The organism is Denitromonas ohlonensis (genome assembly GCF_007625205.1).
Classification (GTDB): domain Bacteria; phylum Pseudomonadota; class Gammaproteobacteria; order Burkholderiales; family Rhodocyclaceae; genus Nitrogeniibacter; species Nitrogeniibacter ohlonensis.
The window spans coordinates 113,447-136,808 of the sequence record NZ_VMNI01000003.1; the positions used below are offsets into that span (position 1 = coordinate 113,447).

Annotated in this window: 24 protein-coding genes; 6 read left to right on the forward strand and 18 right to left on the reverse strand. The window is 66.0% G+C overall.

Annotated elements, in window-relative coordinates:
* Nucleotides 1-127: 127 nt before the first annotated feature.
* The 12 genes from FHP89_RS02950 to paaG all read right to left on the reverse strand — a co-directional run bounded on the left by FHP89_RS02950 (nt 128) and on the right by paaG (nt 11,332).
* On the reverse strand, nt 128-1,279 hold the full coding sequence (locus FHP89_RS02950; RefSeq protein ID WP_144176249.1) for an ABC transporter substrate-binding protein: 1,152 nt from the start codon (nt 1,277-1,279) through the stop codon (nt 128-130).
* 92 nt (nt 1,280-1,371) lie between these two features.
* Nucleotides 1,372-2,574 carry a 3-oxoadipyl-CoA thiolase gene (pcaF, locus tag FHP89_RS02955; RefSeq protein ID WP_144176407.1) on the reverse strand — a complete coding sequence of 401 codons (1,203 nt, stop codon included), beginning with the start codon at nt 2,572-2,574 and terminating at the stop codon, nt 1,372-1,374.
* Nucleotides 2,575-2,644: 70 nt separating this feature from the next.
* The gene (locus FHP89_RS02960) at nt 2,645-3,274 is read right to left on the reverse strand and encodes a TetR/AcrR family transcriptional regulator (RefSeq protein ID WP_144176250.1); all 630 of its coding nucleotides are present in this window, start codon (nt 3,272-3,274) and stop codon (nt 2,645-2,647) included.
* Nucleotides 3,275-3,324: 50 nt separating this feature from the next.
* Nucleotides 3,325-4,395, reverse strand: coding sequence for a 1,2-phenylacetyl-CoA epoxidase subunit PaaE (gene paaE, locus FHP89_RS02965; RefSeq protein WP_144176251.1), 1,071 nt, complete (start codon nt 4,393-4,395; stop codon nt 3,325-3,327).
* Between the two features lie 22 nt (nt 4,396-4,417).
* Entirely contained in the window at nt 4,418-4,906 is a 489-nt protein-coding gene (gene paaD / locus FHP89_RS02970) for a 1,2-phenylacetyl-CoA epoxidase subunit PaaD (RefSeq protein WP_144176252.1), read from the reverse strand.
* A gap of 5 nt (nt 4,907-4,911) precedes the next feature.
* Nucleotides 4,912-5,673, reverse strand: coding sequence for a 1,2-phenylacetyl-CoA epoxidase subunit PaaC (paaC, locus tag FHP89_RS02975; RefSeq protein WP_186300255.1), 762 nt, complete (start codon nt 5,671-5,673; stop codon nt 4,912-4,914).
* Between the two features lie 14 nt (nt 5,674-5,687).
* Nucleotides 5,688-5,975 carry a 1,2-phenylacetyl-CoA epoxidase subunit PaaB gene (gene paaB, locus FHP89_RS02980; protein WP_144176254.1) on the reverse strand — a complete coding sequence of 96 codons (288 nt, stop codon included), beginning with the start codon at nt 5,973-5,975 and terminating at the stop codon, nt 5,688-5,690.
* 20 nt (nt 5,976-5,995) lie between these two features.
* The gene (gene paaA, locus FHP89_RS02985) at nt 5,996-7,000 is read right to left on the reverse strand and encodes a 1,2-phenylacetyl-CoA epoxidase subunit PaaA (protein ID WP_144176255.1); all 1,005 of its coding nucleotides are present in this window, start codon (nt 6,998-7,000) and stop codon (nt 5,996-5,998) included.
* 146 nt (nt 7,001-7,146) lie between these two features.
* Nucleotides 7,147-8,469 carry a phenylacetate--CoA ligase PaaK gene (gene paaK, locus FHP89_RS02990; protein WP_144176256.1) on the reverse strand — a complete coding sequence of 441 codons (1,323 nt, stop codon included), beginning with the start codon at nt 8,467-8,469 and terminating at the stop codon, nt 7,147-7,149.
* 72 nt (nt 8,470-8,541) lie between these two features.
* On the reverse strand, nt 8,542-8,985 hold the full coding sequence (paaI, locus tag FHP89_RS02995) for a hydroxyphenylacetyl-CoA thioesterase PaaI (RefSeq protein WP_144176257.1): 444 nt from the start codon (nt 8,983-8,985) through the stop codon (nt 8,542-8,544).
* Nucleotides 8,986-8,995: 10 nt separating this feature from the next.
* Nucleotides 8,996-10,522, reverse strand: coding sequence for a 3-hydroxyacyl-CoA dehydrogenase PaaH (paaH, locus tag FHP89_RS03000; protein ID WP_144176258.1), 1,527 nt, complete (start codon nt 10,520-10,522; stop codon nt 8,996-8,998).
* Nucleotides 10,523-10,525: 3 nt separating this feature from the next.
* Nucleotides 10,526-11,332 carry a 2-(1,2-epoxy-1,2-dihydrophenyl)acetyl-CoA isomerase PaaG gene (gene paaG, locus FHP89_RS03005; protein WP_144176259.1) on the reverse strand — a complete coding sequence of 269 codons (807 nt, stop codon included), beginning with the start codon at nt 11,330-11,332 and terminating at the stop codon, nt 10,526-10,528.
* Nucleotides 11,333-11,592: 260 nt separating this feature from the next.
* Here paaG and paaN point away from each other — a divergent pair, with 260 nt between their 5' ends.
* Entirely contained in the window at nt 11,593-13,260 is a 1,668-nt protein-coding gene (gene paaN, locus FHP89_RS03010) for a phenylacetic acid degradation protein PaaN (protein WP_144176260.1), read from the forward strand.
* Nucleotides 13,261-13,397: 137 nt separating this feature from the next.
* Entirely contained in the window at nt 13,398-14,006 is a 609-nt protein-coding gene (paaY, locus tag FHP89_RS03015) for a phenylacetic acid degradation protein PaaY (protein ID WP_144176261.1), read from the forward strand.
* Nucleotides 14,007-14,127: 121 nt separating this feature from the next.
* Here paaY and FHP89_RS03020 read toward each other — a convergent pair whose 3' ends face one another.
* The 4 genes from FHP89_RS03020 to FHP89_RS03035 form a co-directional block, all read right to left on the reverse strand.
* Complete coding sequence (locus tag FHP89_RS03020) at nt 14,128-14,532, reverse strand: GlcG/HbpS family heme-binding protein (protein WP_144176262.1); 405 nt, start codon at nt 14,530-14,532, stop codon at nt 14,128-14,130.
* A gap of 29 nt (nt 14,533-14,561) precedes the next feature.
* Nucleotides 14,562-15,827 carry a glycerate kinase type-2 family protein gene (locus FHP89_RS03025; protein ID WP_144176263.1) on the reverse strand — a complete coding sequence of 422 codons (1,266 nt, stop codon included), beginning with the start codon at nt 15,825-15,827 and terminating at the stop codon, nt 14,562-14,564.
* Nucleotides 15,827-16,249, reverse strand: coding sequence for a DUF3830 family protein (locus tag FHP89_RS03030; RefSeq protein ID WP_144176264.1), 423 nt, complete (start codon nt 16,247-16,249; stop codon nt 15,827-15,829). The genes FHP89_RS03025 and FHP89_RS03030 overlap by 1 nt, the downstream gene beginning before the upstream one ends.
* Before the next feature lie 279 nt (nt 16,250-16,528).
* On the reverse strand, nt 16,529-17,467 hold the full coding sequence (locus FHP89_RS03035) for a LysR family transcriptional regulator (protein WP_144176265.1): 939 nt from the start codon (nt 17,465-17,467) through the stop codon (nt 16,529-16,531).
* Nucleotides 17,468-17,861: 394 nt separating this feature from the next.
* Here FHP89_RS03035 and FHP89_RS03040 point away from each other — a divergent pair, with 394 nt between their 5' ends.
* The 3 genes from FHP89_RS03040 to FHP89_RS03050 all read left to right on the forward strand — a co-directional run bounded on the left by FHP89_RS03040 (nt 17,862) and on the right by FHP89_RS03050 (nt 20,281).
* Nucleotides 17,862-18,431: a toll/interleukin-1 receptor domain-containing protein gene (locus tag FHP89_RS03040; RefSeq protein WP_144176266.1), complete on the forward strand. Its 570-nt coding sequence runs from the start codon at nt 17,862-17,864 to the stop codon at nt 18,429-18,431.
* 102 nt (nt 18,432-18,533) lie between these two features.
* The gene (locus FHP89_RS03045) at nt 18,534-19,469 is read left to right on the forward strand and encodes an aldo/keto reductase (protein ID WP_144176267.1); all 936 of its coding nucleotides are present in this window, start codon (nt 18,534-18,536) and stop codon (nt 19,467-19,469) included.
* Between the two features lie 116 nt (nt 19,470-19,585).
* Nucleotides 19,586-20,281 (forward strand): class I SAM-dependent methyltransferase, encoded by a 696-nt coding sequence (locus FHP89_RS03050; protein ID WP_144176268.1) that lies wholly within the window; start codon nt 19,586-19,588, stop codon nt 20,279-20,281.
* 588 nt (nt 20,282-20,869) lie between these two features.
* On the opposite strand, the gene FHP89_RS03055 is transcribed toward FHP89_RS03050, so the two are convergent.
* Nucleotides 20,870-21,463: a CBS domain-containing protein gene (locus FHP89_RS03055; protein WP_144176269.1), complete on the reverse strand. Its 594-nt coding sequence runs from the start codon at nt 21,461-21,463 to the stop codon at nt 20,870-20,872.
* 323 nt (nt 21,464-21,786) lie between these two features.
* Nucleotides 21,787-22,704, reverse strand: coding sequence for a LysR family transcriptional regulator (locus FHP89_RS03060; protein WP_144176408.1), 918 nt, complete (start codon nt 22,702-22,704; stop codon nt 21,787-21,789).
* Between the two features lie 252 nt (nt 22,705-22,956).
* Here FHP89_RS03060 and FHP89_RS03065 point away from each other — a divergent pair, with 252 nt between their 5' ends.
* Nucleotides 22,957-23,307: a cupin domain-containing protein gene (locus FHP89_RS03065; protein WP_144176270.1), complete on the forward strand. Its 351-nt coding sequence runs from the start codon at nt 22,957-22,959 to the stop codon at nt 23,305-23,307.
* Nucleotides 23,308-23,362: the final 55 nt, after the last annotated feature.

A 23,362-nucleotide genomic window follows, 5' to 3' on the forward strand; every position in this document is an offset into this window, starting at 1 on the left:
GCGAGCGCTTGCGCACCGCGAGCCGCCGATCCGACTCGACTCGAACCCGCCCCCACCAGCGCACCGGCAGGGGCGGAGTTGATCAGGCATCGCGCGCGGCCGTGCCGTGCGCGATGCGCGCTGACACTTACTTCACCATCTGCCAGGCGCCGCCCTTGATCTGCACCATCACGCGTGAGCGCTGGTCCAGGCCGAGGTGGTCGGTCGGGCTCATGTTGAAGATGCCGTGCGCGCCGGCCACTTCCTTCAGGCCTTCGAGGGCATCACGCAGGGCGGCACGGAATTCCGGCGACCCGGGCTGGCCGGCCTTGAGCGCAACCGGCACGGCGTTGACCATCAGCATGCCGGCATCCCAGGCATGGCCGCCGAAGGTCGACACCGAGCCCTTGCCAAAGGCCGCTTCGTACTTGCTCACATACTCCTGAGCGGTCGCACGCACGGGGTTTTCGGCCGGCAGTTGATCGGCCACCAGCACCGGGCCGGCGGGCAGGAAGGTGCCTTCACAGTCGGCACCGCACACGCGCAGGAAGTCGTTATTGGCCACGCCGTGGGTCTGGTAGATCTTGCCGGCAAAGCCGCGCTGCTTGAGCGTCTTCTGCGGCAAGGCGGCCGGCGTGCCGGCGCCGGCGATGAGGATCGCATCCGGCTTGGCGGCATACAGCTTGAGCACCTGGCCGGTCACCGAGGTGTCCGAGCGCTTGTAGCGCTCGTTGGCCACGATCTTCAGCTTGCGCGCTTCGGCGATGGCCGAGAACTGCTCCCACCAGCCTTCGCCGTAAGCATCGGCAAAGCCGATGAAGCCGACCGTCTTCACGCCGGCATCGACCATGTGCGAGACGATGGCGGTGGCCATCTGCTGGTCGTTCTGCGGGGTTTTGAACACCCAGCGGCGCTTCTCGTCGACCGGATCGACGATCTTGCTCGATGCCGCCATGGAGATCATCGGCGTCTTGGACTCGGCAGCCACGTCGATCATGGCCAGCGAGTTGGGGGTGATGGTCGAGCCGATCACCACGTCGACCTTGTCTTCCGACACCAGCTTGCGGATGTTCTTGACGGCGGTGGTGGTGTCCGACGCGTCGTCGAGCACGATGTAGTTCACTTTCTGGCCGGCGATCATCGTCGGCAGCAGCGAGAGGGTGTTCTTCTCCGGGATGCCCAGCGACGCGGCCGGGCCAGTGGCCGACACCGACACGCCCACATTGATGTCGGCAAATGCCGCGCCACTGACAAAAGCCATGCCCAGTGCGGCGGCCACTACGGTTTTTTGGATTTTCATTTTGTCTCCTCCTCCGGTTGTAATCAGCACGCGCATGAGCTGCCTCGGCGCACCAACGAAAAATTACCACATAACAAATGCGTTAGTTGATATTAAACCCGCTCGATCACCATCGCGATGCCCTGCCCGACCCCGATGCACATCGTGGCCAGGCCGTAGCGGCCGCCGGTGGCTTCGAGCTGGCGTAGCGCGGTCAGTGCCAGACGCGCGCCCGAGGCGCCCAGCGGGTGGCCGATCGCAATCGCCCCGCCGTTCGGATTGACCTGCGGCGCATCGTCGGCGAGGCCGAGCTGGCGCAACACGGCCAGGCCTTGTGCAGCGAAAGCTTCATTGAGTTCGATAACGTCCATCTGCTCGATGGAGAGGCCGGCCAGGGTGAGCGCCTTGACCGCTGCCGGCGCCGGGCCGATGCCCATGATGCGTGGCGCCACACCGGCCGTGGCCATGGCCACCACCCGACCGCGCGGCGTCAGGCCATACTTTTTTGCCGCCTCGGCCGAGGCCAGCAGCACCGCCACCGCGCCGTCATTCACGCCCGAGGCGTTGCCAGCGGTCACCGAGCCGTCGGGGCGGACCACGCCCTTGAGCCGGCCGAGTGCTTCGAGCGAGGTCTCGCGCGGATGCTCGTCCACGCTGACCACCACCGGGTCGCCCTTCTTTTGCGGAATCGTCACCGGCACCAGCTCGCCGTCGAAGAAACCGCGCGCGGCGGCCGCGGCATAGCGCTGCTGGCTGCGCAGCGCGAGGGCGTCCTGGTCGGCGCGGTTGATCTTGAACTCGTCGGCCACGTTCTCGGCCGTCTCGGGCATGGAGTCGATGCCGTACTCGGCCTTCATTTTGGCGTTAACAAAACGCCAGCCGATGGTGGTGTCTTCGATCTTGGCGCTGCGCGAGAAGGCGCTGGTGGCCTTGGCCAGCACGAAGGGCGCGCGGCTCATGCTCTCGACGCCGCCGGCGATCATCAGCTGCGCTTCGCCGCAGCGAATCGCGCGGGCGGCCGTGCCGATCGCGTCCAGCCCCGAGCCGCACAGGCGGTTGAGCGTGGCGCCGGGCACCTCGATGGGCAAGCCAGCAAGCAGGCCGGCCATGCGGGCGACGTTGCGGTTGTCTTCGCCGGCCTGGTTGGCGCAGCCGTAGTAGATGTCGTCCACCGCCGTCCAGTCGACGCCGGGGTTGCGCTCGATCAGCGCGCGGATGGGGATGGCCCCCAGGTCGTCGGCGCGCACGCCGGACAGCGCGCCGCCATAGCGGCCAAACGGCGTACGAACGCCGTCACAGATCAACACGTCGTGCAACACATCGCTCTCCCTCGATGCGCCTGACGACGTGCGACTTCACCGGCCGATGGGCCGGCGCCTGCGATCGTCAGTCGGGCGCGTTGTTTGTCTTTTTGCTGGCCGCTCCCAAGGTGCCGTGCACACCGTTGAGCAGGATGCCGGTCACCAGCGGCGCCATGTCTTCGTAGGTCAGCGGGCCGTTCGCCCGCAACCAGGTAAAGGTCCAGTTCACCATTCCGAACAGGATCATCGCGACGACCTTGTCCAGCCCCTTTTCGCTCACCCCCGGCTCGACGGCGGCAATCGCCCGCGCAAAGGCCGCGACCACCGCCCGCTCCTTGTCGGCCACCTGCTGACGCGGCGCGTCGTCCAGGTGCCGGACGTCCTGCACCAGCACCCGGTGCTGGTTGTGGGCGTCGGCATAGGTCTCGAGAAAACGGGCAATCAGTCGCGTGAGGTGCGCATCCGGCGGCAGTTGCTCGGCCTCGACCGATTCGACCAGCGCCACCAAGGTGTCCATATAGCTGTCGGCCACGCTGAACAGCATCTCCGCCTTGTCCTTGGCGTAGTGGTAGAGCAGCGGTTTCGACACCCCGCAGGCGGCCGCCAGTTGCGACATGGAGGTGGCGTGAAAGCCCTTGTCGGCAAACAGCTTCGCCGCCATGTCGAGAATGGCCTGACGTTGCTGGTCGTGAGTCGCTGCTTTGGTTCGTGCCATGAGTGTGATGCCCGTCTGAATGCAAAACGCTCACCGTCCGGGCAGCCATCTCAACGCTCGTCAAAACTGATGACGACCCGCTCGGTGAGCGGATGGGCCTGGCAGGTGAGCACATAGCCGTCGTCCACATCGGACGGCTCAAGGGCGAAGTTCTTGTCCATGCGGACTTTGCCTTCGAGCACCTTGGCGCGGCAGGTGCAGCATACCCCACCCTTGCAGGCGAACGGCAGGTCCATGCCGGCGGCCAGCGCCACGTCGAGAATCGACGGGTCTTCCTTGCGGAAGGCCACGTCGCGCTGCAGGCCATCCTGGATCAGGGTGATCGTCGCGGTCGCCGCGTCGCCCGGCTCGACCCGGTGCGCCGGGCCGGCATCGGGCACGCCGAAGCGCTCCAGATGGATGTGATCCGCACTCAAGCCGGCGGTCAGCAGGCCGGCTTCGACTTCGTCGATCATCGCGCCGGGGCCGCAGATAAAGGCTTCGTCGATGTCACTGACCGGAATCAGCGTATCGACAAACGCGGCCACCTTGGCCTGATCCAGCCGGCCGTTAAACAACGGCACATCCTGCGCCTCACGCGAGAACAGCGAGTAGAAGCAGAAGCGGGTCAGGTAGCGGTTCTTGATGTCTTCGAGCGCCTCGCCAAACATCACGCTCTTGGTGCCGCGGTTGCCATACACCAGGGTGAAGCGGCTTTTCGGCTCGGTGGCCAGCGTGGTCTTGATCAGCGACAGGATCGGCGTGATGCCGCTGCCGGCCGCAAAGGCCACGTAGTGTTTGGCGTTGGCGGCGTCGAGCGGGGCATGAAAGCGCCCTTCCGGCGTCATCACCTCGAGGGTATCGCCGGCCTTGATCGCGCCGCCGTTGATCCAGGTCGAGAACAGCCCGCCGCCGACCTGCTTGATCGCCACGCGCAGTTCGCCGTCGCCGACGCCGGCGCAGATGGAGTAGGAACGACGCACTTCCTGGCCGTCGATCTCGGCTTTCAGCGTCAGATGCTGGCCCTGCACGAATCGGTAGTCGTCGGCCAGTTCAGCCGGCACCTCGAAGCGCAGGCTGATCGCATCGGCCAGTTCGCGGCGCACTTCGGCAATGGTCAGGGCATGGAATTTGGGGTTCATGTGTTCTTCTCCCGGTCTTTGTTCAGATCGGTTTGAAATACTCAAAGGGTTCGCGGCAGTCTTCGCAGCGATACAGCGACTTGCAGGCCGTGGCGCCGAATTCCGACAATCGCGTGGTGTGGCTTGAGCCGCAACGCGGGCAGGCCAGCTTGCGCGACATGAAGCGCACCACCTGCGCGCCGTCGGGCAGCGCCGGCTGAGGCGGCACGATGCCGTAGGCGCGCAGCTTCTTGCGCGCGCCCTCGGCGATCCAGTCGGTACTCCAGGGCGGCGCCAGCCGCGTCTCGACGCTGACCTTGCCCGCGCCGGCCGCCTTGAGCGCATCGACAATGCTCTCGGCGATCATCTCGGTGGCCGGGCAGCCGCTGTAGGTGGGCGTGACCACCACGCGCAGGCCGTCCTGGCCGAGAATCACCTCGCGCACGATGCCCAACTCGGTCACGGAGACCACCGGAATCTCCGGGTCTTCTACCGTGTCGAGCGCCTGCCAGGCTTGGGCTTCGGTCAGCATGCCGGTCACCACGTCGCGCCGGGGAAGCTGCGCGGCAGATGCTGCATCACCGCCAACAGATGGCCCAGATGCTCGCTGTGGCGGCCGAACTTGCCATAGCTCTGGAAGGGCGTACGCGCCGGCACGGTGAGCGTGGCCTGCTGCAAGACCGGCAACACGGCCGCTTCCCACTCGCCCGCCAGTTCCGACCAGGCCGGGCCAACGCCGGCCGCTGCGGCCGCGTCATCGGTGGGGTTCGCGGCGAACAACTCATTGGTATAGGGCCACAGGATGTCGAGCGCGGCCTGCGCGCGGCGGTGGCTCTCGTCAGTGCCGTCGCCGAGGCGGATCACCCAGTCGCCGGTGTGTTCTGCGTGGTAGCGCGCTTCTTTCAGACTCTTGGCCGCGATCGCCGCCAGCGCCTTGTCGCTCGAACCACACAAGCGACTCCACATCAGCAGATTGAAACTGCCGAGCAGGAAGCCCTTGATCGTGGTGTGGGCGAAATCGGTGTTCGGCAGCTCGCACAGCGTCGGGTGGCGGTACTGGCCTTCGTGGCGCAGGAAGGCCAGCGCATCTTCATCGCGGCCCTTGCCTTCGAGCGTGCCGGCGTAGCTGAGCAGCATGCGCGCCTGACCGACGAAATCGAGCGCCATATTGGCCAGCGCGAGGTCTTCTTCGAGCACCGGCGCATGGCCGCACCATTCCGACAGGCGCTGACCGTGAATCAGCGCGGCGTCGCCCAGACGCAGCACGTATTCCAGATGCGCGGGGGTGGTTTGTGTCATTGCGGTCGCCCCCATCACATGTGGTCCACTTCGTCAGGCAGCTTGTAGAAGGTCGGGTGCCGGTAGATCTTGTCCTCGGCCGGGTCGAACAGCTCGGGCTTGGCATCCGGGTCCGAGGCGACGATGTCGGAGGCTTTCACCGCCCAGATCGACACGCCTTCCTGACGCCGGGTGTACACATCGCGCGCGACCTGCAGCGCCATGCGCGCGTCGGTGGCATGCACGCTGCCGCAGTGCTTGTGATCGAGGCCGTTCTTGCTGCGGACAAAAATTTCCCACAGCGGCCATTCTTTGCGTTCCATGGTGTTCTCCATTGGTGTCATCAGGCAGCTGCCTTCTCGCGGGCAGCCTGTTTTTCGGCGTGGGCAACCGCGGCTTCGCGCACCCAGGCGCCGTCGTCCCAGGCTTTCACGCGGGCGGCCAGGCGATCGACGTTGCATTGGCCATGGCCGTTCACCACGTTCCAGAATTCGTCCCAGTCGATGGCGGCGAAGTCGTAGTGCCCGCGTGCCTCATTCCATTTCAATTCGTCGTCCGGCAGGGTCACGCCGAGCACTTCGGCCTGCTTGACCGTGGCGTCGACAAACTTCTGGCGCAGGTCGTCGTTGGAGATGCGCTTGATGCCCCAGCGCATGCTCTGGCCAGAGTTGGGCGAGTCGGCGTCATGCGGGCCGAACATCATCAGCGAGGGCCACCACCAGCGATTGACCGCGTCCTGCACCAGCTCACGCTGTGCGTCGGTGCCGCTCATCATCGCCAGCAGCGCGTCGTAGCCCTGGCGCTGGTGGAAGGATTCTTCCTTGCACACCCGCACCATGGCGCGGGCATAGGGGCCGTAGCTGCACTTGCACAGCGGGATCTGGTTCATGATCGCGGCGCCATCGACCAGCCAGCCGATCACGCCCACGTCAGCCCAGTTGAGCGTCGGGTAGTTAAAGATCGAGCTGTACTTGGCCTTGCCCGAGAGCAGCGCTTCGGTCAGCTCATCGCGCGAGACGCCCAGCGTTTCGGCCGCGGCATACAGATACAGGCCGTGACCGCCTTCGTCCTGCACCTTGGCCAGCAAAATGGCTTTGCGCTTGAGGCTGGGCGCGCGGCTGATCCAGTTGCCTTCGGGCAGCATGCCGACGATCTCGGAATGCGCGTGCTGACTGATCTGGCGGACCAGCGTCTTGCGGTAGGCCTCGGGCATCCAGTCCTTGGCTTCGATGGTGGCGCCGGCGTCGATGCGGGCGTCGAACTCGGCCTGGTAGGCGGCATTCTCGACCGCATCGGGCTTGCGCTTGGGCTGTTCGCCGGGCGGGATATCGAGTGCTTGGGTATACATATAGCGCTCCTTATTCGAAATTCGCGGGAGTGTGTGAAGAGACCGTCGCGAGCGGTTCGAGTCCGTTCCGAGAAGCGCAGCCATACTGACGTACGGCGAGCATCGCAGGGGCGGAATCGGGCCGCGCAGTCGGTCTCTTCATGCACTCAATCCTTAGAGCGGCGATCGATGACCCGCTTGGCCTTGCCGACCGTGACCCGCTCGATGCTGAACGGCTCGCCGACAATCACCGTGGCGGACACGCCGATCAGGCTCTTGATGTGGTGCGTCAGCTCTTTGGCCAGCGCTTCTTTTTGTTCGGGATGACGGCCAACCGGCACGTCCGGGTTGGTCTCGACCTTCACCGTCAGCGTGTCCATATGGCCTTTCTTGTCGACTTCCAGCACATACTGGGGCGACAGTTTGGGCATCTTGCAGATCAGCTCTTCGATCTGGGTCGGGAACACGTTCACCCCGCGGATGATCAGCATGTCGTCCGAGCGGCCGGTGATCTTGGCCATGCGGCGCATGCTGCGCGCGCTCGGCGGCAGCAGGCGGGTGAGGTCGCGGGTGCGGTAGCGGATCACCGGCAGCGCTTCCTTGCTCAGCGTAGTGAACACCAGCTCACCCTCTTCGCCGTCGGGCAGCACTTCGCCGGTGATCGGGTCGATGATCTCGGGGTAGAAGTGGTCCTCCCAGATCACCGGGCCGTCCTTGCTCTCGATGCACTCGCTGGCCACGCCCGGCCCCATCACTTCCGACAGGCCGTAGATATCGACCGCATCCATGCCGGAGCGCGCTTCCATCGACAGGCGCATGGCGTGCGTCCAGGGCTCGGCGCCAAAGATGCCGACCTTGAGCGAGGTCTCTTTCGGGTCGATGCCCATGCGCTCCATCTCGTCGAGAATGGTCAGCATGTAGGACGGCGTCACCATGATGATGTCGGGCTTGAAGTCCTGAATGATCTGGATCTGCTTCTCGGTCTGGCCGCCCGACATCGGGATGACCGTACAGCCGAGCTTCTCGGCGCCGTAGTGCGCCCCCAGGCCGCCGGTGAACAAGCCGTAGCCGTAGGACACATGCACGATGTCGCCGGCCCGGCCGCCCGCCGCGCGAATCGAGCGCGCCACCACGCGGGCCCAGGTGTCGATGTCGCGCGAGGTGTAGCCGACCACCGTCGGCTTGCCGGTGGTGCCCGACGAGGCATGCACCCGCACCACCTTCTCGCGCGGCACGGCGAACAGGCCGAAGGGGTAGTTGTCGCGCAGGTCCTGCTTGCCGGTGAAGGGAAACTTGGCCAGATCCGCCAGGGTTTTCAGATCACTCGGATGCACGCCCTTCTCGTCAAACTTCGCGCGGTAGTGCGGCACGTTGTCATAGGCGTGCTGCACGCTCCACTGCATGCGCTTGAGCTGGGTGGCTTGCAGCTCGTCGCGACTCGCGGTTTCGATCGCTTCGAGGTCGCCCGGCGCGGGCATCTTGCAGGTCATGGTTTGTCTCCTCTTCCCTATATCTGATGTCGGCGGCGCCTCTGTTTTTTATGTCGCGCCGCCACGCGTTTTTTACTGCGGGAACACCGCCCGGCCTTTGAGCCGGTAGCTCTTGCCCCGCATCACGGCAATCGTCGCGCCGTGCTGATTGGTCACGGTGATGTCATACACTCCGGTGCGGCCCGACAGCGCCACTTCGCGCGCGGTGGCCGTCAACACATCGCCCTCGCGCGCCGGCGCGATGAAATCCACGCTGATGCCCGAGGCCACCGTCTGTTCGTTGTAGCTGTTGCAGGCAAAGGCGAAAGCCGAATCGGCCAGCGTGGTCACAAAGCCACCGTGGATGATGGCGAAGCCGTTGAGCATGTCGGCGCGCACGGTCATGGTCAGCGTGGCGCGGCCGGGGCCGACCTCGACAAAGGCCATGCCGAGCCCGCGCGAGGCCTGGTCGTTGGCGAACATGGTGTCGCGCACCTGTTCGGCGATTTGCTGGGGGTCGAGGGCTTTGGTATCCATGGGGCTCACATCAGTTCGCATGAAAGGTCGCGCCAGTCAGCGCCTTGCGCTGGAGCAGGGGCGAGAGTCGGTAACGGGTGTCGACATAGTGCGCCCGCAAGTGGTCGAGCACTTCAGCCACAAAGGCCGGGCCGAGTCGGTCCGCCCAGGCCAGCGGGCCGAGCGGGTAGTTGGTGCCGTAGCGCATGGCGACATCGATGTCGGCCGCCGAGCCGATGCCGGACAGCACCGCGTCGGCCGCTTCGTTGGCGAGCATGGCCACCGTGCGCAGACCGAGCATGCCGGCGACGTCGTCAAGCGCCGCCACTTTCAGGCCGGCCGCCTGCAAGGTGCCGACCACATCGGTCAGCGCACCACGCCCGCAACGGTCCGCCGCGCACAGCGTCAGGCGGGGGGTCTTGGCAAAATCGAGACACAGATCAAACAACACCACATGGTCGTAACGGCTGTCGACCGCGCGTCGCGTGGCGGTGCGGCCATCGCTCATCATCAGCCGCGCCGCGCCGATTTCCAGCCAGCCATGGCCGCTGCCGGCGGTGCGTTCGACGGTGACGCCGGCCTGCTCGATGCGACCAATCAGGGCCGCAGCCGGCCCCAGATCGCCGACCACGCGCACCCGGCGAGCGGCCGATGCCGGCGGAAAATCGACCGACGCCGGCAGGGCTTTTCCCTCGCCGTGGGCGTAAAAACCCTGCCCGCTCTTGCGGCCCAAGCGCCCGGCGTGCACCAGTTCCTGCTGGATCAGATGCGGGGTGTAGCGGCTGTCATTGAAGCAGGCGGCGAACACCGACTGGCTGACCGCGTGATTCACGTCGTGACCGATCAGGTCCATCAATTCGAAGGGCCCCATCGGAAAGCCGCAGCCCTCGCGCATTACCGCGTCCAGCGTAGCCGGCGTGGCCGCCTGCTCAGCGAGCACGCGCAGCGCCTCACCGTAATAGGGGCGGGCCACGCGATTCACGATGAAGCCCGGCGTCGATTTGGCAAACACCGGCACCTTGCCCCAGGCCTTGGCGGTGGCATGCACCGTCTGCGCGACGGCAGGGTCGGTGGCCAGGCCGGACACCACTTCGACCAGCTTCATGCGCGGCGCGGGGTTGAAGAAGTGCATGCCCACCACCCGGCCCGGACGTGCCAGCGGCGCGGCCATGGCGGTAATCGACAACGAAGACGTATTGGTGGCGAGAATCGCCTCGGGCGCGAGCACGGTCTCAAGCTCGGCAAACAGCGTCTGCTTCACATCGAAGCGCTCGACAATCGCCTCGATCGCCAGCATGGCATCTTTCGCGTCGGCCAGATTGCTGATCGGAATCACCCGCGCCAGCGCGGCGTCGGCCGTCGCCTGCGAGAGCTTGTTGCGACTCACCAGAAACGCCAGATCCTTGCCAATACCGGCGCGACCGCGCTCGATCGCCTCGGCCTGCATGTCGTACAAATAGACGGTGTGCCCGGCCACGGCGGCCACGTGGGCAATGCCGCTGCCCATCGCGCCGGCGCCGATCACCAGTACCCGGTGGGCGGTTTTGAGTGCGTCCATCGCTCAGCGCCCCGTGAAGCGCGGCGTGCGCTTTTCCATGAAGGCGGCCACGCCCTCGCGGTAGTCGTCCGAGCGGCCACAGGCGCGCATCATGTCGCGCTCCATGTCGAGCTGGGTGGCAAAATCCTGCGTCGAACTGGCCCAGATCGCCTTCTTGGTCTGCGCAAAGCCAAAGGTCGGGCCAGCCGCCATCTGCTTGGCCAGCGCGCTCACCGTCGGCATCAAATCGGCATCATCCACACACTTCCAGATCAGCCCCCAGGCTTCGGCCTGCTCGGCCGGCAGCTTGTCGCCCAGCATCGCCAGGCCCATCGCCCGCGCCGGCCCGAGCAGTCGCGGCAGAATCCAGGTGCCGCCCGTGTCGGGGATCAGCCCGAGCTTGCAGAAGGCTTGAATGAAACTGGCTGAGCGCGCGGCAAAAACCATGTCGCAGGCCAGCGCCAGATTGGCACCGGCGCCCGCGGCCACGCCATTGACGGCGGCGATCACCGGCATGTCCAGTTCGCGCAGCGCCATCACCAGCGGCTTGTAGTTTTTCTCGACCGAAGCGCCCAGATCAGGGGCCGCGTCGCCCGCCGACACGCTGCGATCCGACAAGTCCTGGCCGGCACAGAATCCGCGCCCGGCGCCAGTGAGCACCATCGCGCGCACCGAGCCATCAGCCCGGCCGGCGCGGATGAGATCGAGCGCGCTGCGCACTTCGGCGTGCATGGCGTCGGTAAAGCTGTTCAGTCGGTCGGGCCGGTTGAGGGTCAGCGTCGCTACGCCGTCCTCGATGCTCAGGGCAATCGTCTCGAAGTCTTGCGCCATCGTGTCGTCCTTTAGCCGCCGGGGTCATGGCCCCGGCCTGCGGTTGTCTCCACCACCGGCCACGTTCGCCCCACTGGGCAAGCGCCGTCGGCAAGCTGTACTGTTCCGGTCGGGGATAATGATTTTCTTTGTTTGACCGACCGGTCGATCAACAGTAAAATTGATATACGTCAAAAAAGCAAGCCCCCTCAGATCAAAAACCGGTCGCCACGCACACACGCTACGCCGTGGCAGGCCGCCAGACCCGTGAAGGAGACACCATGTCGCACCCGCTTTTCGAGAAGCATCAGGCCACGCTGGAGCAGGCGCTCGGCGCCATCCGCAGCCGCGCTTACTGGACGCCCTTCAACGAAATGCCCAGCCCGCGGGTGTATGGCGAAACCGCCGACGTCGACGGCAAGGCGGCGGTCGAAGCCTGCTTTGGCCGCGAGTTCGCCCTGAACCAGCCCGGCCAGCGCGGCACGGCGGCGACCGAAACCTCGCCCTACGGCGTGGCGATGAATGTGAGCTACCCGGTCTGCGACACCGAGGCGCTCATCGACGCGGCCCAGGCTGCGATGCCGGCCTGGCAGAAGCTCGGCGCCGCGGGGCGCACCGGCGTGTGTCTGGAAATCCTCGACCGCCTCAATAAAAACAGCTTCGAGATCGCCCACGCGGTGATGCTGACCACCGGCCAGGGCTGGATGATGGCCTTCCAGGCCGGCGGCCCGCATGCGCAGGATCGCGGCCTCGAGGCCGTGGCCTACGCCTGGGACGAACAATCGCGCATCACGCCCGAGGCCCGCTGGGAAAAGCCGCAGGGCAAGAACCCGCCGCTGGTGATGAAGAAGCATTTCGAGATCGTCGGGCGCGGCGTCGCGCTGGTGATCGGCTGCGGCACCTTCCCGACCTGGAACACCTACCCCGGCGTGTTCGCCGCGCTGGCCACCGGCAACCCGGTGATCATCAAGGCGCACAGCAACGCCATCCTGCCGGCCGCGATCACCGTGCGCATCGCGCGCGAAGTGCTGCTTGATGCTGGCCTCGACGCCAACCTGATCAGCCTCGCCGTGGTCGACAAGCGCGCCGACACCCAGGCGCTCGCCACCCACCCGGCGATCAAATCCATCGACTTCACCGGCAGCAACGTCTTCGGCCAGTGGCTGATCGACAACGCGCGCCAGGCCAACGTGTATGCCGAACTGGCCGGGGTGAACAACGTCGTCATCGAATCGACCGACAACTACAAGGCCATGCTACGCAACATGGCCTTCACGCTCAGCCTGTACTCGGGCCAGATGTGCACCACCACCCAGGCCATCCTGGTCCCGGCCGGCGGCATCGAGACCGATCAGGGCCACAAGAGTTTTGACGACGTAGCGCACGACCTCGGCGCGGCGATTGCCAAATTCCTCGGCGACATCAACGTGGCCACGGCCGTGCTCGGGGCGATCCAGTCCGACGCCACGGTCGACCGCATCAACGAAGCCGGCGAACACGGCACCATCGTGCTCGACTCGAAGAAGCTGGTGCACCCGCAATTCCCCGCCGCCACGGTCTACACCCCGGTGCTGCTCACCTGCGATGCCGCCGACGAGAAGAGCTACATGGAAGAGCGCTTCGGCCCGATCAGCTTCGTGGTCAAGGTCGCCGACGGCGCGGCCGCCATTGCGCTGTCGGAGCGCATCGTCAAGGAACACGGCGCCCTCACCGTCGGCCTGTACTCGACCAAGCAAGAGGTGATCGACGCCATGACCGACGCCACCCTACGCGCCGGCGTGGCGCTGTCGATCAACCTGACCGGCGGTGTGTTCGTGAATCAGTCGGCAGCCTTCTCCGACTACCACGGCACCGGCGCCAACCCCTCGGCCAACGCCAGCTACTCGGACGCGGCCTTTGTCGCCAACCGTTTCCGCGTCATCCAGCGCCGTTACCACGTCGCCGAGTGATGCGTCGGGGCGGGCACCCCGCCCCACGCTGTTCCGTAGGGCGGATAAGCCGCAGGCGCATCCGCCATCGGTGCCCCATTGACGCGTTGAACGGCGGATGCGCCTGCGGCGTATCCGCCCCACCCAAGGACCCCACCATGCCCTGCTACGAAATCGACGGCCTCAAACCGGTCATCCACCCCACGGCCTTCGTGCACCCCGACGCCGTGCTGATCGGCGATGTCATCGTCGGCCCGCACTGCTATGTCGCCCCGCTGGCCAGCCTGCGCGGCGACTTCGGCCGCATCGTGCTTGAAGCCGGCTCAAACGTGCAGGACACCTGCGTGATGCACGGCTTCCCCGGCACCGACACGGTGGTCGAAGAAAACGGCCATGTCGGTCACGGCGCCGTGCTGCATGGCTGCCGAGTCGGCAAGAACGCACTGATCGGCATGAACGCCGTGGTGATGGACAACGCGGTGGTCGGCGAGGCGAGCATCGTCGCCGCCTGCGCCTTCGTCAAAGCCGGCATGCAGATCCCGGCCCGACAACTGGTCGCCGGCATGCCCGCCAAGGTGGTGCGCGAACTGTCCGATCAGGAAATTGCCTGGAAGAGCGACGGCACCCGCACCTATCAGGAGCTGACCGAGCGCTGCCACGCCACGCTCAAGCCCTGCGCCCCGCTGACCGAAATGGAACCCGGCCGCGAGCGGCTGCGCTTCGACGACAGCGTGGTGCCGCTGGTAGACCTCAAGAAAAACGCCTGACCGCCGTCGTAGGGCGGAAAAGCAAAGCGCCTTCCGCCGAACAACGCCCCGACGCGGCACCGATGGCGGAAGGCGCTTCGCTTTTCCGCCCTACCTGATGTCTCGATGCCGTCGGATCGGGTTAGACCCCGCTCAAGGCCGCCACCCCGGCGCGCGCCACCTGCGCATCTTCACCGGCCGTCACGCCCGACACGCCAACCGCGCCGATCACCGCCCCATCGACCACGATCGGCTCGCCGCCTTCGAGTGGCACCACCGGCATGGCCAGCGCGGCGAAGCGGCCCTTGTTGACCATGTCTTCAAACACCTTGCTGGGCTTGCCGGTGAGCACGCAGGTGCGCGCTTTTTCGGGCGCTACGGCCGCGCTCATCAACGGCGCGCCGTCCATGCGCTGCAACCACAAGGCGTGACCGCCGGCATCGCAGATGGCGATGCTGACCGCCCAGCCATTGGCCAGGGCCTCCGTCTCGGCCGCGGTGGCGATCTGCTTCACATCGTGAAGGGTGAGCATGCTGATGGTTTTCATGGTCGTGTCTTCCTTGGTGTCGCGCCGTTTCAAGGTGAAATCAGGATGGCGCGAAAATCATTCACATTGGTGCGCGTGGGGCCGGTGATCAAGGCATCACCCAGCGCCTCGAAAAATCCGTGGCCGTCGTTGTTGTCCAGGCTGTCGCGCGGCGGCCGGCCAGCGGCCCAGGCCCGCGCCAAAGTGTCCGGGCCGATGAAGGCGCCGGCAATTTCCTCCAGGCCATCAACACCGTCGGTGTCGCCGGCCGCGGCATGCACCCCCGGCGCGCCATTGAGCGCCACTGCCAGCGAGAGCAGGAACTCCACATTGCGACCGCCGCGTCCGCTGCCGCGCACGGTGACCGTGGTTTCGCCGCCCGACAGCAACACACACGGCGGCGCGACGGGCTGACCGTGATTGCGCACCTGCAAGGCGATGCCGGCATGCACCTTGCCCACGTCACGGGCCTCGCCTTCGATGCTGTCGCCGAGAATCATCGGCGTCACGCCCGCTGCGCGCGCCACCTCGGCGGCGGCTTCGAGCGCCATCTGCGGCGTGGCGATCAGATGCGTGCTCACACCCGCCAGCCGCGCATCGCCAGGCTTCACGGTCTCGCCACGACCGCTGTCGAGCAGCGCCCGCGCGCCATCTGGCAGCACGATGTTGTAGCGCCGGATGATCGCCAGCGCATCCGCGCAAGTGCTCGAATCGGCCACCGTCGGGCCGGAGGCGATGTCCATCGGGTTGTCGCCGGGCACATCCGAGATCAGCAGATTCACCACCCGCGCCGGATGGCAAGCCGCCGCCAGCCGCCCGCCCTTGATGGCCGACAGATGGCGCCGCACGCAATTCATCTCCGAAATCGTCGCGCCGGACTTGAGCAGCGCGCGGCTGATCGCCTGCTTGTCTTCAAGCGTCACGCCCTCGCCCGGCAGCGGCAGCAGCGCCGAGCCGCCACCCGAGATCAGGCAGATCACCAGATCGTCCGCGGTCAGGCCGCGCACAAACGCAAGCAGCCGACCGGCTGCCGCCAGGCCCGCTGCGTCGGGCACCGGGTGCGCCGCCTCGACAATCTCGATGCGCTCGCAGGGCACGGCATAGCCATAGCGCGTCACCACCAACCCGCTCAGCTCACCCGGCCAGTGCTGCTCCAGCGCCTGCGCCATGGCCGCCGAGGCCTTGCCGGCACCGATCACCAGCGTGCGGCCCTTGGGCGGCGGCGGCAAAAAACGCGGCACGCAATGCTCGGGCTGGGCCGCGTTCACAGCCGCCGCGAACAGGTCGGCCAGCAGGGTGCGGCGGTCGGCCGTCATCACGCCTCGCCCAGATCGGTAAAGCGAATCGCCTGCGCGCCCTGCCACAGAATCAGCCGCCCCATGTCCATCAGCTGCTCCGCGCCTTCGACCACGGTCAGGAAGTGATTGCCGGCCAATTGCCCCATCTTGCTGGCGAAGCAACTGCTGCCATAGGCAAACAGGATTTCGGTTTCGGAGAAACCGCCCGGATACAACAGCACATCGCCGCGCGAGGGGTGGCTGGTGTGGTTCTCGAAGCCCAACCCGGTGTCGAACTCGCCCAGCGGCACCCACACCGCCTCGCCGCTCCAGCGCGAGTGGATGGCCTGGTTGTTGAAGGGCAGCAGGTCAAGAAAGGCCGCGCAGGTTTTGGGTGCGGCGGCTTCTTCGAGCCGCGCGACAAAACGATGGGGGCCGACATCAATGCCGAGATGGCGCATGGGCTTCTCCTGTGGGCTGGCGCGCCGGCATCGGCCGACGCTTGCATGATGCTTCCACAGTAGACGATCCCGACCGACGGCGGAATTCCCGCCGCGATCAGTTCTGTCGATACAGGGGATATGGACTGCGGCGCGGGCGGGGCGCCGTGTGTGGTGTGTCGTAGGGCAGATAAGCCGCAGGCGCATCCGCCGACATCGCCGCAAAGTGGCACGGCGGATGCGCTTCGCTTATCCGCCCTACGCCGAACGCGGCGACATGCTCGCCGCTCAGACTCAGAATCACGCCTCGATCGGAATCAGCGCCGCGCCCGGCCACGCCCCGTTCGTGCACAAGGTCTGCGTGAGCCCCTGCACCAGTTGCACCACCGCCGTGGCGGCCGCCGACAGCGGGATGTGTTTCGCCGCACACAGCACCAGCCGGCGTGTCAGCGCGGGCGCCACCGGCACCGCACACAGCGCACCGCTGGCCAGATCGTGCTGCAGCGGCATCACCGGCAGCAGCGTATGCCCCATGCCGGCCAACAGTGTCGTGCGCAGAATGCTGATCGAGCTGATGTCGGCCACCACATTCGGCGTCGGCAGCCCGTGCTGGCGAGCCGCCGTTTCGATGATCGGGCGCACACCATGCGGATGCGCAGGGAGAATCAAGGGCAAGGCCAACGCCTGCTTCAGGCTCACCGCCGCCTGCGGGCGATCGGTCGCGGTGGCCGACGAAATCAGCGACAGGTGTTCATCGAGCAGGGCGGTCTGCTCAAATTCGTCGAGCGAACCATCATCAAACAACACCGCCAGATTGATCTGACCGCTGCGCAGCTGCGGCACCAGATTGCCGGTCAGCTCCTCGGTCAGCTCCAGCTCCACCTTGGGCAGCTGCTCGCGCACCGCCTGCAGCAAGGGCAGCGCCAGCGCATTCGAGGCGCTGTGCGGCACGCCAAACACCACCTTACCGCTCGGCTCGCCGGCCACGTTCATCACACTCGCGCGGGCATCCTCCACCTGCCGCAAGATGGCCGTCGCATGCGCCAGAAAAATGCGCCCCGCCTCGGTCAGCTCCACCCCGCGCCGCGACCGATGAAACAGCCGCGCACCCAGCTCCGCCTCAAGCTGCGCCAGTTGATGGCTCAGCGCCGATTGCGCCACAAACACCTGTTCGGCCGCTTTCGAAAAGCTGCCGTGCTTGGCAATGGCGGAGAAGTAGCGCAGCTGTCTCAGTTCCATGCGGCGAATGATACACCAGCCATCTTGATTCACGATAGAAGCATCTTGAATCAGTGTTTTTCAGATGACCGACTTTCAGGTCAAATGCATTCAACAGATCAACGCGAACCCCGGCAGCCACCCGCCGCCGGCCCCAGGCCCACCCCGCCACCGTTCGCCGAGATCACGTTTCAACCCGAAACGTGCAGACGCCGGCCCCACCCCCGACCCGGCTCACCAATAAAACAAAGGCCCGCGTCCAGCGGGCCTTTGTTTTTTGAGCCCTGCAGCACGCCGGCCGGGATGCCGCGCGGCGGCTGTCGGACGCCAGGCGCCATGCTGCCTGCGCTGTCTATAGTGAACATGACGCCCATACACACTCGGCCCCCGGCCGGGCACCAACAAGGACGCCCCCATGTTCGACATCTTCCTGTCGCACGCGCATCAGGACGAAGCGCGGGCACGTAGTCTGTGCAAACGCCTCGAAAGCTGGGGCTTCTCGGTCTACGTCGACTTCGGCGACGCCGCTCTCTCGCAACTGCCCGACCGCGCCCTGGCTGACCGTCTGGTCGGCCGCCTGCGCCAGTGCCGTCTGCTCGTCTTCGCCTTTTCCGAGGCCTCGGCCAACTCCCGCTGGATGCCCTGGGAGCTCGGTCTGGCGCATGGCGTGATCGGCCGCGCCGTGCTCTGGCCTTTCACCCAGCGCGCGCTGCGGGCCAAGGCGGTGCAAGAGTATCTGCACCTCTACGAAGCCCTGCAGCCGCGCACCGCACAGCACCGTCTCGACGCCCTCCTCGGTGAGGCCCGCGCTGCCGCCGTGCGCCCGGCCGACCTCCGCGCCATGCAGGATCTGGCCCAGATCACCGAAGCCAAGCGCCCCGAGTTCGGCAACCCCGAGGTCGCCACCGAGTTCATGGCCGCCGGCCCGATGAAGCTCTACCTCGCCTGGCTCGAATCGCTCTCCCGCGCCTGGCGGCCAAAGTGAGTCCGCGACGGGGCGCTCGCGCACGCCTCGGCGCAACCGCGCCGAAACCCGGCGCCTGCGACACGGTCTACCTGGCTCCGAGTACACGGAGCAGGACGCCCCATGCCTGACACCCACCCCACCACGCGCCGCCGGTTTCTTGCGCTGGCTCTCGCCACCGCGCTCGGCACCCCGCACCTGGCGGCGGCCGCCCCGCGCATTCACACGCGAGCCATCCCCGTCAGCGACGAGCGCCTGCCCGCCATCGGCATGGGCACCTGGATCACCTTTGATGTCGCACGCGGCCAGACCATCATCCCCAACGACGCGCTCACCACCCGCTGGCAGGTGCTGCAAACCTTCTTCGCCGCCGGCGGCCGGCTCATTGACTCCTCGCCCATGTACGGCAGCGCCGAGGCCGTGCTCGGCGAGCTGCTGCCGCAAAGCCCGGGCGCCGCGGCGCTGTTCTCGGCCACCAAGGTCTGGACCCCGGGGCAATGGATGGGCGAGCAGCAGATGGCCCGCTCGCGTGACCTGTGGGGCGTGCCGCGCTTTGATCTCATGCAGATCCACAACCTGCTCGACTGGGACGCCCACCTGCCCACCCTGCGTCGCATGAAGGCCGACGGGCAGATCCGCTACCTCGGCATCACCACCTCGCACGGCCGTCGGCATGACGACCTCGCCGCGCTGATCCGCAACGAAGCGCTCGATTTCGTGCAGCTGACCTACAACCTCGCCCACCGCGCCGCCGACCGCCGCCTGCTGCCGCTGGCCGCCGAGCGCGGCTGCGCTGTCATCATCAACCGCCCCTTCGACGGCGGCCACCTGTTCAACCGGGTGCGCGGCAAACCCCTGCCCGGCTACGCCGCCGAGATCGGTTGCACGAACTGGGCGCAGGTCTTCCTCAAGTTCGTCATCTCCCACCCCGCCATCACCTGTGCCATCCCCGCCACCTCGCAGCCCGCCCCCATGCGCGAGAACATGGGGGCTCTGCACGGACCATTGCCGGAGGCGGCCCTGCGGCGGAGCATGGCCGAACACTTCGACCGGTTGTGAGGCCCCTGAGCCTTACCCTCTCAGCGGTCAAGCGGCCCTCAATCCGTAGCCGGATGCACCGCATCCTGCAATGCTGATGGCCTACAATCAGGCGCAATGACAGCCCGAGCACGCCCATGCAACACGACGACATCAAAGCCATCTTCGATCAGCAGGCCGCCGGTTACGACGCGCGCTGGGCCAAGACCGCCCCCATTCGCGACGCACTGCATTTCCTCCTCGACGCCGTGTTTGCCGGGCTCCCGGCCCATGCGCGCATCCTGTGCGTCGGCGCCGGTACGGGCGAAGAAATCGACTACCTTGCAAAGCGATTTCCCCAATGGACCTTTACCGCCATCGAACCCTCCGGCGCCATGCTCGATGTGAGCCGCAGCAAGGCAGACAAGGGCGGCTACCTGTCACGCTGCGAATTTCACGAAGGCTACCTCGCCTCATTACCCGGTCAGGACCGCTTTGACGCGGCCACCTGCTTTCTGGTGTCGCAGTTCATCACCGACCGCGACGCGCGCGTCGGCCTCTTCCGGGCCATTGCCACCCGACTCCGCCCGAACGGTCTATTGGCCAGTTCCGACCTTGCCTCTGACGTCGACTCAAGCGCCTACACCGCGCTGCTCAACATCTGGCTGAACATGATGCTCGCCGCCGGCATCCCCGCAGCCGGGATGGCACAGATGCGCGAAGCCTATCGCCGAGACGTCGCCGTCCTTCCGCCAGCACAGGTCGAGTCCATCATCGCGGACGGCGGTTTCGATACTCCGGTGATGTTCTATCAGGCCGGATTGATCCATGCGTGGTTTTCGCAGCGCCGTTGAGCGCTTCGGTCGCAGGGCGCCATAACCTAAGGGCATTGCGCCACAACTGGCGTACCCCCACACCGACTCGGCCACTTTCAAAACCAGCGGTACCAGGCAATGACAGAGACCCCGCGCAAGCGACGCCGCACCGACCCGGGGCGTCTTACACACCCATCGTGTTTTGCGATTTCAACATCTCAAAACAGTGTTTTTCAGATAGTCCGCTTTCAGGTCAAATGCATCCAACCGATCAGCGCGAACCCCGGCAGCTATCCGCCGCCGGACCCAGGCCCACCCCGCCACCGTTCGCCGAGATGGCATTTCGACCCGAAATGTGCAGACGCCGGCCCCACCCCATGAACCGGCCCACTCAATAAGCAAAAGGCCCGCATCCAGCGGGCCTTTTGCTTTTGGCAGAACGAAACGTCTCAGCGCGAGGCGGCCACAACACAGCGTCGCGTGGGTTGAGCGAAGCCCGGCCTCTTACCGTCCTTTCGACGAAGCACCGCCCTCCGCTGCATCCTTGGGCTTGCACGCCAGCGGCTTCCCTTCGATCGCCCAGCCCGTGCCGGCGACGGCGCCACGCAACGCGGCGCGTCGATTCGCTCACGCGACCAAGGCGGCCTCGATATCGGCAAAGGTCTGCGCGATGGTGCCGGAGGGCATCGAGATCCCGAGCTGGCGCGCGATCTGTGTCGCCGAAAACACGCCGCGAACCGATGCCTTGCCGGCCGCATTCCGCTGCACCACCAGCAGGTGGTGCCGTCCCGAGCGCTTGAGCGTGGCGGCGATGTGGCCGACTTCAGAGCGCATCACATCGTCCATATCAACCGCTTCAACCCGGTCCGCTGCAACCATCAGGTCGCGTGCGGTCAGCTCGGCTTGCGGGATGCCGCGTGCGGTGGCGATCTTGACCGGCGCCTCGCCCAGCACCTGATCGGCGCACAGCAAGCCGAGCATCGCGTGGGTGTCATCGACCACAAACAGCGATCGCACGCCGCGCTGGATCATGTTTTGCGTGGCTGCGGGCAGCGGAAGATCGGGGCCGATGGTGGCGGCGGCCACCAGTCGAAGATCGGTCATGACATCAACGGCGGGTGAATCGGCGGTGACTTTGCGGGCGTAGGCGGCGTCCTCAACCGCGCAGCTATCGGCGACGATCGGGACGAGATTCAAGGGGGTGTAATGTTCTCTTTGCATGGGGCGTTCTCTCTCAAGCTTGCAACATCCGATCGCCCGGCTAAAAAGCGTCGATGCGGAGGCAAACCTTGCAGCCGCGAACGTCGCGAATGCGGCCGGGGACCCTGACGCTGCCAGTTGCCCTTGCGCGCACTAACCAGAACGATCCCGGTGTTCGATCCATGACTTCCATCAGCAAGCCTGGCCGAACTTATTATTACTGCGTGTTTCTGCGGCTCAGTCTTTCACACTTCGCCCGCGAGGGAAAGACGCAAATCCATCAACGGCTCGCTACGATCAACGCGGGTGCGGGACGAAAACGCATCAAAGTCGTGTGACCCACTTCAGACGCTCGGACCGCCATCCCAATAGCCCGGCTGGTTGTACACCGCCTTCAGGTAGTCCACAAAGCAGCGCACCTTCGCCGGCAAATAGCGCTGCTGCGGATAGACCGCCTGAATGGCGTTGCTGGGCACGGCGAAATCATCGAGCACGGTCACCAGTGCGCCGGAGGCGAGCTCGGACTGGATCTCCCAGGTGGAACGCCAGCCGATACCGAGGCCCTGACGCACCCAGTCGAACAGCAGCTCGCCATCGTTGCAGTCGAGGTCGCCGTCCACGCGCACGGTAACGCGCTTGCCCTCGCGCACGAAGGCCCAGCCGCGCTGCTGCCCGCCGTGCAGATTGAAGGCGAGGCAGTTGTGGTGAGCGAGGTCTTCGGGCGTGCGCGGTACGCCGTGGTGCGCGAAGTAGGCGGGGGTGCCGCAGACGACGCGACGGTTGGGGTAGAGCGGGATGGCGACGTAGTCGGGTGGCACGGCATCGCCGATGCGGATCGCCATGTCATAGCCTTCGCTGACCAGGTCGACCACGCTGTCGGTGAAGTTGAACGACAGCTTGAGCGCAGGGTGCTGGGCCTTGAAAGCCGGCGCGTGCGGGCCGATGTGCTGACGGCCAAACCCCGCGGGGGCCGACACCACCAGATGGCCACGCACATCGGAGCGGCCGGCGCTGACGCTGCTCTCGGCGGCGTCGAAGTCTTTGAGCAGTTGCCGGCATTGCTCGACAAACTGCTCGCCGAGGTCCGTCAGTGTGAGGCCGCGGGTGGAGCGGTGCATCAGCCGCACGCCGAGGCGTCGCTCCAGCGCGTCGAGGCGGCGGCCCATCACCACGGGGGTGACGCCTTCGACCAGCGCGGCGGCGGCGAAGCTGCCTTTTTCGGCGGTGAGCACAAAGCTGCGAATCTCGGTGTACCGGTCCATTAGCGTGGAAACCGTGGTTGAACGCGGCGCCGTGCGCGCGTGGCGGGCAGTCTCGAGGTCGAGGTCTTTCGCATGCTCCATCCCTTGCTCATCGGCACAAACGGCCGACGTGGCGGCCCGATTCAATACCTCAGGTATCGACAGAAACAACTCTAGCAGGAATTCCCCTGCGCGCGACCCGCCGCTATTCTTGAATCCTGTCTATAGTGTTTGCAGTGCATCATCCCGCCACACGAACCGCTTGCGAGGCTCATGACCCGACCGACTCACGGCTCACTGCTCACCGATCTGCCTGCCGCGGGTGCGGACGAAGACTTTCGCCCGCTGTTTGACAACGGCACGGTACGGATCGAGCGCATCGTCTCGCATCACCATGCCAGCCCGCCGGGCTTCTGGTACGCGCAGGCGGACGACGAGTGGGTGATGGTGGTCAGCGGCACGGCGGTACTGGCCTTTGACGACGGACGCGAACAAGCCATGGCGCCGGGTGATTGGGTGCTGCTCCCGGCCGGTTGCAAGCACCGGGTGGCGCGCACCGACGCGGCCACCGTCTGGCTGGCGGTACACGCCCGGCCAGCCGATACCGAATCAAGTGTTATATAAGACATTAGATAAATTTATTGCAACGTTTTAGAATGGCGGTCAATTCCCCTCGGGG

Bases quoted from the DNA above. Each gene is read 5' to 3' on its own strand.
- FHP89_RS02960 (WP_144176250.1), bottom strand. From the start codon at position 3,274: ATGGCACGAACCAAAGCAGCGACTCACGACCAGCAACGTCAGGCCATT.
- FHP89_RS03065 (WP_144176270.1), top strand. From the start codon at position 22,957: ATGACCCGACCGACTCACGGCTCACTGCTCACCGATCTGCCTGCCGCG.
- FHP89_RS03020 (WP_144176262.1), bottom strand. From the start codon at position 14,532: ATGAAAACCATCAGCATGCTCACCCTTCACGATGTGAAGCAGATCGCC.
- FHP89_RS02950 (WP_144176249.1), bottom strand. From the start codon at position 1,279: ATGAAAATCCAAAAAACCGTAGTGGCCGCCGCACTGGGCATGGCTTTT.
- FHP89_RS03055 (WP_144176269.1), bottom strand. From the start codon at position 21,463: ATGCAAAGAGAACATTACACCCCCTTGAATCTCGTCCCGATCGTCGCC.
- paaH (WP_144176258.1), bottom strand. From the start codon at position 10,522: ATGGACGCACTCAAAACCGCCCACCGGGTACTGGTGATCGGCGCCGGC.
- FHP89_RS03040 (WP_144176266.1), top strand. From the start codon at position 17,862: ATGTTCGACATCTTCCTGTCGCACGCGCATCAGGACGAAGCGCGGGCA.
- FHP89_RS03030 (WP_144176264.1), bottom strand. From the start codon at position 16,249: ATGCGCCATCTCGGCATTGATGTCGGCCCCCATCGTTTTGTCGCGCGG.
- paaD (WP_144176252.1), bottom strand. From the start codon at position 4,906: ATGCTGACCGAAGCCCAAGCCTGGCAGGCGCTCGACACGGTAGAAGAC.
- FHP89_RS03045 (WP_144176267.1), top strand. From the start codon at position 18,534: ATGCCTGACACCCACCCCACCACGCGCCGCCGGTTTCTTGCGCTGGCT.
- paaI (WP_144176257.1), bottom strand. From the start codon at position 8,985: ATGGATACCAAAGCCCTCGACCCCCAGCAAATCGCCGAACAGGTGCGC.
- paaB (WP_144176254.1), bottom strand. From the start codon at position 5,975: ATGGAACGCAAAGAATGGCCGCTGTGGGAAATTTTTGTCCGCAGCAAG.
- FHP89_RS03035 (WP_144176265.1), bottom strand. From the start codon at position 17,467: ATGGAACTGAGACAGCTGCGCTACTTCTCCGCCATTGCCAAGCACGGC.
- paaE (WP_144176251.1), bottom strand. From the start codon at position 4,395: ATGAACCCCAAATTCCATGCCCTGACCATTGCCGAAGTGCGCCGCGAA.
- FHP89_RS03025 (WP_144176263.1), bottom strand. From the start codon at position 15,827: ATGACGGCCGACCGCCGCACCCTGCTGGCCGACCTGTTCGCGGCGGCT.
- paaN (WP_144176260.1), top strand. From the start codon at position 11,593: ATGTCGCACCCGCTTTTCGAGAAGCATCAGGCCACGCTGGAGCAGGCG.
- paaY (WP_144176261.1), top strand. From the start codon at position 13,398: ATGCCCTGCTACGAAATCGACGGCCTCAAACCGGTCATCCACCCCACG.
- paaC (WP_186300255.1), bottom strand. From the start codon at position 5,673: ATGACACAAACCACCCCCGCGCATCTGGAATACGTGCTGCGTCTGGGC.
- FHP89_RS03060 (WP_144176408.1), bottom strand. From the start codon at position 22,704: ATGGACCGGTACACCGAGATTCGCAGCTTTGTGCTCACCGCCGAAAAA.
- paaA (WP_144176255.1), bottom strand. From the start codon at position 7,000: ATGTATACCCAAGCACTCGATATCCCGCCCGGCGAACAGCCCAAGCGC.
- FHP89_RS03050 (WP_144176268.1), top strand. From the start codon at position 19,586: ATGCAACACGACGACATCAAAGCCATCTTCGATCAGCAGGCCGCCGGT.
- paaG (WP_144176259.1), bottom strand. From the start codon at position 11,332: ATGGCGCAAGACTTCGAGACGATTGCCCTGAGCATCGAGGACGGCGTA.
- paaK (WP_144176256.1), bottom strand. From the start codon at position 8,469: ATGACCTGCAAGATGCCCGCGCCGGGCGACCTCGAAGCGATCGAAACC.